Source organism: Nocardiopsis halotolerans DSM 44410, assembly GCF_000341065.1.
In the GTDB taxonomy this organism is placed as follows: Bacteria; Actinomycetota; Actinomycetes; order Streptosporangiales; family Streptosporangiaceae; genus Nocardiopsis; species Nocardiopsis halotolerans.
The window spans coordinates 1-7,564 of sequence record NZ_ANAX01000201.1; the positions used below are offsets into that span (position 1 = coordinate 1).

Sequence of the window (7,564 nt, forward strand, 5' to 3'; positions counted from 1 at the left end):
GCGGCGCCCGGTCCCAGCACGGCCAGCAGCCGGGGCGCCAGGGCGCGCGGCGCGCCCATCCGGTCAAGGACGGCACTGACCTGTTCGACAGCCTCGGACACCTCGGACGGTCCCCCTCGTCATGCGGTTCACGGACCCTGGGAGCCTATCGACTGACGGCGACGCTCAGCTCCCGGTTCCGCGGCCCGTCCGCCGCCGTCTCCCCGAACCCCCGGAGCCCGCCCCCGCCTTCCGCGAACCCTCCGCGCCCCCGGCGGCGCCCTCGCCCCCGACGCTGTTCCCGTCACTTCCCCCACCGGTCACCTGCCGCACGGCCGCGCACGGGTCGGTGGTGGGGGAGGACTCCTGGATGGCGACGGCCGCACGCTGGGCGATGCCACGGAACAGCTCACGCGTGGGCGCGTCCAGCCCGCCCAGAATCCGTCCCTCCACCCGCTCCACGCGTGCGCGGGCACCGGCCAGGACCTCGCGGCCGTGTTCGGTGGCGCACACCCGCCGCACCCGCCGGTCGCCGGGGTCCACCCGGCGCCGCACCAGGTCGGCCTCCTCCAGGTCGTCGAGCAGGTAGGTCATCACACTGCGGTCGATCAGCAGCCGCTCGGCCAGGGCCGCCTGGGTGGGGGGTTCGTCCAGTGAGACGGCGCCGAGCACGTGGTAGCCGCGGCTGCCGTGCGGGATGTCGGNTCCGCCTCCACCCGCTCGTGCCACCGGCGCAGGACCACGGCCAGCGACCACCCCAGGTTCGTGTCCGGGGCCCCGGTGGCGGCCGATCCCCCGGTCGAGGCGGCGTTCGTGCCCTCGTCCGGGTCCCCGGCCGAAGCCGCGTCCGGCTCCGGGGCCGAGGGGCGCGCGGGTTCCGGAGTGGTGGGTGCCATGCCCCGAGGCTACCAGGAATAGGTGGTTCACAAGATATGTTGCTAGGAACATCATTGGCACGGCAAACTAGTTTCGGCCCCGAGGAGCCCCTCATGCCCGACTACGGACACCCACTCCAGTTCGGCACCTTCGTCACACCCACGGCGCAGGACCCCGACCGGGCCGTCACGCTCGCCGAACTCACCGAGGCGGCCGGACTGGACCTGGCCACCTACCAGGACCACCCCTACAATCCAGGCTTCCTGGACACCTGGACCCTGCTCAGCTGGGTCGCCGCACGCACCACCCGCCTACGGGTGTCGGCCAACGTGCTCAACCTGCCCCTGCGCCCGCCAGCGATGCTCGCCCGCTCCGCGGCCACACTGGACCTGCTCTCCAGCGGCCGCCTCGAACTCGCCCTGGGCGCCGGGGCCTTCTGGGACGGCATCGAGGCCATGGGCGCCCGGCGCCTCACCCCGCGCCAGGCCGTCGACGCGCTCAGCGAGGGCCTCGACATCATCCGCGCCGTCTGGGACACCGACACCCGCGGCGGCGTCCGCGTCGACGGAGAACACCACAGCGTGCGCGGCATGAAGCGCGGCCCCGCACCCGCTCACGACATCGGCATCAGCCTGGGCGCCTACAAACCCCGCATGCTCCGCCTGGTCGGCACCAAGGCGGACGGCTGGCTGCCCAGCCTCGGCTACCTCAAGCCCGAGGAGATGGCCGGAGCCAACCGCACCATCGACGAGGCCGCGCTGGCCGCCGGGCGCGACCCACGCCAGGTCCGCCGGATGCTCAACCTGGGCCAGAACGCCTTCCTCCCCACCGGCAGGGGTTTCCTCCAGGGCCCGCCCGAGCAGTGGGTCGACGACCTCCTGCCCCTGGTCCTCGAACACGGCTTCTCCACCTTCATCGTGGCCGCCGACGACCCCCGCACCATCCAGACCTTCGGCGCCGAGGTCGCCCCCGCCCTGCGCGAGGCCGTCGACCGCGAACGCGCCGACGCGGGCACCGCCACCGGACCCGCGCGGGCCGCCGCCTCCCTGGCCGCGCGCCGCCCTGGCATCGACTACGACGCCGTCCCCGCGGACCTGCGCGACCACGCCGTCGAACCCGGCGACCGCGCCTACCCCCGCTTCCGCCACGGCTACATGCGCCACGGCTCCCCGGGCCTGGTCCTGCGCCCGGAGAGCGCCGAGCAGGTCGCCGAGGCACTCGACTACGCATACGCCCAGGAGGCCTCCCTCCACGTGCGCAGCGGCGGCCACGGCATCAGCGGCCGCTCCACCGGCGACGGCGGTGTCGTCGTCGACCTGGGACGGATGAACCGGACCGAGGTCCTCGACCCCGGTACCGGGCTGGTCCGGCTCGGCGCCGGCGCCCGCTGGGGGGAGGTCGCCGACACCCTCGCCCCGTACGGCCTGGCGCTCAGCTCGGGTGACCACGGGGGCGTCGGCGTGGGCGGGCTGGCCACCACCGGCGGCGTGGGCTACATGGGCCGCGCCCACGGTCTGACCATCGACAACGTCACCGCCGTCGAGGTCGTCACCGCCGACGGAACGCTCCTGCGCGCCGACGCCGACCACCACCCCGACCTGTTCTGGGCCATGCGCGGCGCGGGCGCCAACTTCGGCGTGCTCACCGCCGTCGAGGCCACGGCCGCCCCCGTCCGCGACGTCGTCCTCGGCCAGTTCGTCTACGACGCCACCGACACCGGCGCCTTCCTGCGCGCCTGGGGCGAGATCGCCGAGGCCGCGCCGCGTGAGGTGACCGCCTTCCTCACCATGGGCCCGGCGCGCGGCGGACGCGGTCCCGCGGCCCAGGCCATGGTTGTCCACGCGGGTGACGACACCGACTCGGCCGTCCGCGCCCTGGAACCCTTCCTCACCGTCGGTCCGGTCCTGGACCAGCGGGCCCAGCTCGCGCCCTACCCCGCGATCCTGGTCCGCGACGACGGACCGCACCAGGGCCACGGGCTGCCCGTGGCGCGCTCGGGCCTGCTGCGCCACATCACCCCGGACGCGGCCGAGGGGTTGGGTGAGCTGCTCGGCTCCGGCGACGTCATGTTCATGCAGCTGCGTCAGGTCGGCGGAGCGGTCAACGACGTTCCGGTCGACGCCACCGCCTACGCCCACCGGTCGCAGAACTTCTCACTGGTGGCCATGACGGCGACCCGCGGCGCCGCGCGGCTGGACGGGCGCTGGGCGGACCTGGGGAAGCACCTGGACGGGATGTACCTGAGCTTCGACACCCGCACCGGCCCCGAGGTCCTGGGCCAGGCCTTCCCCGAGCCCACCCTCGGCAGGCTGCGCGCCCTCAAGGCCGAGTACGACCCGCGGAACGTGTTCGACACGAACTTCCCGATCCCGCCCGCCGCCCGGGGCTGAGGGCACCGGAACCGGCGGAGGTACGCGCGTGCGGACGCTCCGACGCCGTGCCGACCGGTGGGACACGCTGACCGGTGGGACGTCCCGACCGGGGGAGAACCCTCGTCCGGCGTTCCAGCCGCGCGCCCGTCCTCGGGGGAGGGAAGGAGGAAGGAGGAGGAAAGGAAGGGGGCCTCGGTGTCAGCGCTCGTGGCGGGCCGTGGCGTCGTCGAGGGCGTCGCGGATCTTGGGCGGCAGCTCCACGCCCTCCACGCCCAGGATCTCCTCCAGCTGCGGAAGGGTGCGCGGCCCGACCACCGCCGCCGCCACGCCCTGCTGGTCGCGCGCCCAACTCAGCGCCACCGCCAACGGCGACACGCCCAGCCCCTCGGCCGCCGTGCACACCGACTCCACCACCCGGCGGCTGCGGTCGTCCAGGTAGGGCTCCACGTACGGCGCCATGTGGGGGAACGCCCCCCGCGAGTCCGGCGGCGTCCCGTTGCGGTACTTGGCGCTGAGCACCCCGCGGCCCAGCGGCGACCACGCGATCAGGTGGGCCTCGACCGCGGACGCGGCGGGCCGCAGCCCGTGGTCGGCGCTCCGGTTGAGCAGCGAGTACTCGCTCCCCACGCTCACCAGCGGCACGCGCCCGGGCCGTGCGCGTTGCCAGGTGGCCAGGGCCGCGAACTGCCACGCCTCCAGGTTCCCCGCGCCCACGTAACGGGCCTTGCCCGCGGCCACGGCCGCCTCCATCGCGGCCAGCGACTCCTCGGCCGGGGTGGCCGGATCGAACACGTGCAACTGCCACAGGTCCACGTAGTCGGTCTGCAGGCGCCGCAGCGAGGCGTCCAGGGAGGCCAACAGGTGCCGACGGGAGGCGTCCACCGGCCGGTAGCCCTCGGGGGTGTGGCCGGTCTTGGTGGCCACCACCACGTCCTCGCGGCGCACCGAGGCGCGCAGCAGACGCCCCAGGATCCGCTCGCTCTGGCCGCCCGTGTAGATGTCCGCGGTGTCCACGAGCGTGCCGCCCGCGTCGACGAACGCGGTGAGCTGCTGCCCGGCCTCCTCCTCGGAGGTGTCCTTGCCCCAGGTCATCGTGCCGAGAGCGGTACGAGACACCCAGAGTCCTGATCTGCCCACCTGTCGCTGTTCCATGCGGCGGAGAGTACCGTGTCCGTCCGACGCCGTCCCCGCGTACGCCCTCGCCGCGTCCTCTCCGACGCGGCCATGACTGGGGCGTTCGCCGCGGCAGCGGCCGGATCGGCCCCCGGGGGCCGGAGCCCAACCTGGTGGCCCGGAGCCGGTGGCCCGGGACCAGTGACGCGGGGCCGGTGGTGTGGGACCCGCGGCACGGAAGCGGCCGCCCCGCAGGCGGAGATCGCCACACGACGTGGAATGGTCCGGCAGGTGACGGGGATCGACCGCCCGGGGCCGGAGTCGTCCACAGGCTCACGAACGGGCTGGTGGGAGGAACCACCGCCGGATTACCGTGGATCCGGGGGCGCCGTTGGCGTCCTTCGGGGCCCATGGTCCCCCGAATCCACCCTCGCACCTCCCACCCGAATCCCTCCAGCCCCTCCTCCCGGCTGTGGACAACCTCCTCCATCCGCGACCGCCCGGGCTCCTGCCCTCCCACCCGGTACGGGCCTAACCTTGTGCCCATGGCCACACCAGCAGGAACCCAGGACACCCAGCCCCCTCCCGAAACGGTCACCCTCATCCTCATCCGACACGGGATGACCGACGTCACCGGGCCACGCCTGGCCGGGCGCGCCGAGGGCGTCCACCTCAACGACACCGGCCACACCCAGGCCGCCCGACTGGCGGGTCGGCTCACCGGACTCCGCCCGGCCGCCCTGGTCTCCAGTCCGCTCGAACGCTGCCAGGAGACCGCCGAGGCCGTCGCCGCCCAGCTCGGCGTTCCCGTCACCACCGACGAGCGTTTCGTCGAGTGCGACTACGGTTCCTGGACCGGGCGCGGTATCGCCGAACTGTCCGACGAACCCCTCTGGCGCGTCGTGCAGGACCACCCCAGCGCCGTACGCTTCCCCGGCGGGGAGGCGCTCGCCGCCGCCTCCGCGCGCGCCGTCGAGGCCGTCCGCGACTGGAACAACCGCCTGCTCACGTCGCCGCGGGACTCCTTCGCCGACGCCACGCCCCCGGACGCCACCGCGGTCACCGACCCGGCCGCCGCTCCGTCCTCCGCCGCGCCCCCCGTCCCACCCGTGTACGTGGTGTGCAGCCACGGGGACATCATCAAGTCGATCGTCGCCGATGCCCTCGGCATCCACCTGGACCTCTTCCAGCGCGTGCGCGTGGACCCCTGTTCGGTCACCTCGATCACCTACACGCGCACCCGTCCCTTCCTCAACAAGCTCAACGACACCGGGGAGAGCCTGGCCGCCAGCCTGCCCACCCCGGCCGAGGCCAGCGGCGACGCCGTCGTCGGTGGCGGAGCCGGTGCACAGGAGTCCACCGCCGAGGTTTCCTGAGCGTTCCGTGTCCCGGGTCCGCCGTCCGAGGCGCCGTGCGGGCCCGGGACCCCGGAACCTCTCCCCGGAGAGCCGAGGTCCGGGATGCCAGAACCACCCCCGGAGACCCGGAACCACTCCGGAACCACCCCGGAACTTCCGGAACCGCATTCCGCGGCGCCTGGCCCGTACCCGCGAGGGCCACCGAATCCGCGCTCCGGAACCCGCGTCCCGCCCCGGTCGGACCGGCCACCCCGTTCCCACGGCGGCCCGTGCCATGGCTCACCAGCGCGTCCGAACGGTTTGGCGCCGGGACGCCCGCATCCCGTAAGGTTCTTTGCATGCCCGTCTTTCAGTTCAATCCGCCGGAACGGTTCGTCGCCGGGACCGTGGGCCAGCCGGGAGACCGCACCTTCTTCCTCCAAGCCGTGGGCGAGGGGCGCATCACCAGCGTGGTGCTGGAGAAGGCGCAGGTCGAGGCGCTCGCCACCCGTATCGAGGAACTGCTGGAAGAGGTGCACCGACGCTTCGGCTCCCCTCCGGACGACACCGTCCAGCCCGAGGACGACGCTCCCCTGGAGCAGCCCATCGAGCAGGACTTCCGGGTCGGCACCCTGGCCCTGGCCTGGGACGCCGAGGCCGCGCGCGTCATCATCGAGGCCCAGGAGATCGACGAGACCGCCGGTGAGGACATGGTCGAGGACGACGAGGAGGAGCTGGAGGTCTTCGCCGAGGAGGCGCCCGCCCACCGAGACGTCCTGCGCGTCTACCTCACCCCCGGAGCCGCCCGCTCCTTCGCCGGACGCGCCCTGAAGGTGGTCGCCGCCGGACGTCCGGAGTGCCCGCTGTGCGGACGCCCGCTCGACCCCAGCGGCCACGTCTGCGTACGCCAGAACGGCTACCGCCCGGACAGCCTCGTCTGAGGCNAGGACACCACCGGCGGGCCTTCGGGAACGCGGACCCGGGGGCCAGCGATGAGGGACACCGCCGACGCCTTCGACGGCCTCAGCCCGGCCGTCGGACTCGACCTGCTCCGCACCGGGGAGCTCACCGTGGAGGGGCGGCTGACCACCGCCTCCAACGCCACCCTGTACTGCACCGTCTCCGACGGCGTCCACTCCGCCGCATGCGTGTACAAGCCGGTGGCCGGGGAGCGGCCGCTGTGGGACTTTCCCGAGGGCACCCTGGCCGGACGCGAGGTCAGCGCCTACGCCGTCTCCGAGGCCCTGGGGTGGGGGGTCGTCCCGCCCACGGTCCACCGCGACGGCCCGTTCGGCGAGGGCATGGTCCAACTGTGGGTGCACGGCGACACCACCGTCGACCTGGTCGCCCTCTCCCGGGAGACCGACAACGCCGCCCTGCGCCGCATGGCGGTGTTCGACGCGGTCATCAACAACTCCGACCGCAAGATCGGCCACCTGCTGCCCACACCCGGCGGGCACCTGTACGGCTGCGACCACGGTGTGTCCCTGGCCGAGGACTACAAGCTGCGCACCGTGCTGTGGCAGTGGCAGGGGGCNNNTGGCGCTGGCGTCGGTACGCTCCCAGCTCGCCGAACCCGGAAGCGTCCTGTCCCGGGAGTTGGCGCTCCACCTGTCCGAGCCGGAGGCCTACGCGGTGCGCAACCGGGTGGACCTGCTCATCCAGCACGGCATCCACCCCTACCCGTCGCCGGACTGGCCCTCCGTGCCCTGGCCGCCGATCTGATCCCCACCCCGATCGTCGGTCCGCCCCGGACCACCCTCACACGAACCACCGATCTGGTCCCGTCCCGGGCAGGGGCGACCGCCCGAGCCCCCGGACACCCTCAGCGGCGACGTCCGGTTCCCGTTCCGGGCGCGGACGGCCGCCCGTGGCAGCCCGTGGCAG

General features: G+C 73.8%; 5 protein-coding genes and 1 pseudogene. 4 read left to right on the forward strand and 2 right to left on the reverse strand.

All coding sequences use genetic code 11. The features are described from left to right. Window positions 1-165: 165 nt before the first annotated feature. Complete coding sequence (locus tag D455_RS32965; RefSeq protein ID WP_449289311.1) at window positions 166-930, reverse strand: MarR family winged helix-turn-helix transcriptional regulator; 765 nt, start codon at window positions 928-930, stop codon at window positions 166-168. Window positions 931-968: 38 nt separating this feature from the next. Between D455_RS32965 and D455_RS0115160 the strand changes: the two genes are divergently transcribed. Continuing rightward, window positions 969-3,245 (forward strand): LLM class flavin-dependent oxidoreductase, encoded by a 2,277-nt coding sequence (locus tag D455_RS0115160; RefSeq protein WP_017571562.1) that lies wholly within the window; start codon window positions 969-971, stop codon window positions 3,243-3,245. A gap of 180 nt (window positions 3,246-3,425) precedes the next feature. Here the strand turns inward: D455_RS0115160 and D455_RS0115165 are convergent, their stop codons facing one another. Next, window positions 3,426-4,379, reverse strand: coding sequence for an aldo/keto reductase (locus D455_RS0115165; RefSeq protein ID WP_193789438.1), 954 nt, complete (start codon window positions 4,377-4,379; stop codon window positions 3,426-3,428). A 506-nt stretch (window positions 4,380-4,885) separates the two neighbouring features. On the opposite strand from D455_RS0115165, the gene D455_RS0115170 reads away from it, so the two are divergent. The 3 genes and pseudogenes from D455_RS0115170 (at window position 4,886) to D455_RS30580 (ending at window position 7,402) form a co-directional block, all read left to right on the forward strand. After that, the gene (locus tag D455_RS0115170; protein WP_026122652.1) at window positions 4,886-5,716 is read left to right on the forward strand and encodes a histidine phosphatase family protein; all 831 of its coding nucleotides are present in this window, start codon (window positions 4,886-4,888) and stop codon (window positions 5,714-5,716) included. A 320-nt stretch (window positions 5,717-6,036) separates the two neighbouring features. Next, window positions 6,037-6,618 carry a DUF3090 domain-containing protein gene (locus tag D455_RS0115175; RefSeq protein ID WP_017571565.1) on the forward strand — a complete coding sequence of 194 codons (582 nt, stop codon included), beginning with the start codon at window positions 6,037-6,039 and terminating at the stop codon, window positions 6,616-6,618. Between the two features lie 51 nt (window positions 6,619-6,669). Beyond that, window positions 6,670-7,402 (forward strand): annotated as a pseudogene (locus tag D455_RS30580) (SCO1664 family protein). Window positions 7,403-7,564 lie beyond the last annotated feature (162 nt).

What these genes read in the sequence shown, in the direction of transcription:
- D455_RS0115160 (WP_017571562.1), top strand. Translation starts at nt 969, where the DNA reads ATGCCCGACTACGGACACCCACTCCAGTTCGGCACCTTCGTCACACCC.
- D455_RS0115165 (WP_193789438.1), bottom strand. Translation starts at nt 4,379, where the DNA reads ATGGAACAGCGACAGGTGGGCAGATCAGGACTCTGGGTGTCTCGTACC.
- D455_RS0115170 (WP_026122652.1), top strand. Translation starts at nt 4,886, where the DNA reads ATGGCCACACCAGCAGGAACCCAGGACACCCAGCCCCCTCCCGAAACG.
- D455_RS0115175 (WP_017571565.1), top strand. Translation starts at nt 6,037, where the DNA reads ATGCCCGTCTTTCAGTTCAATCCGCCGGAACGGTTCGTCGCCGGGACC.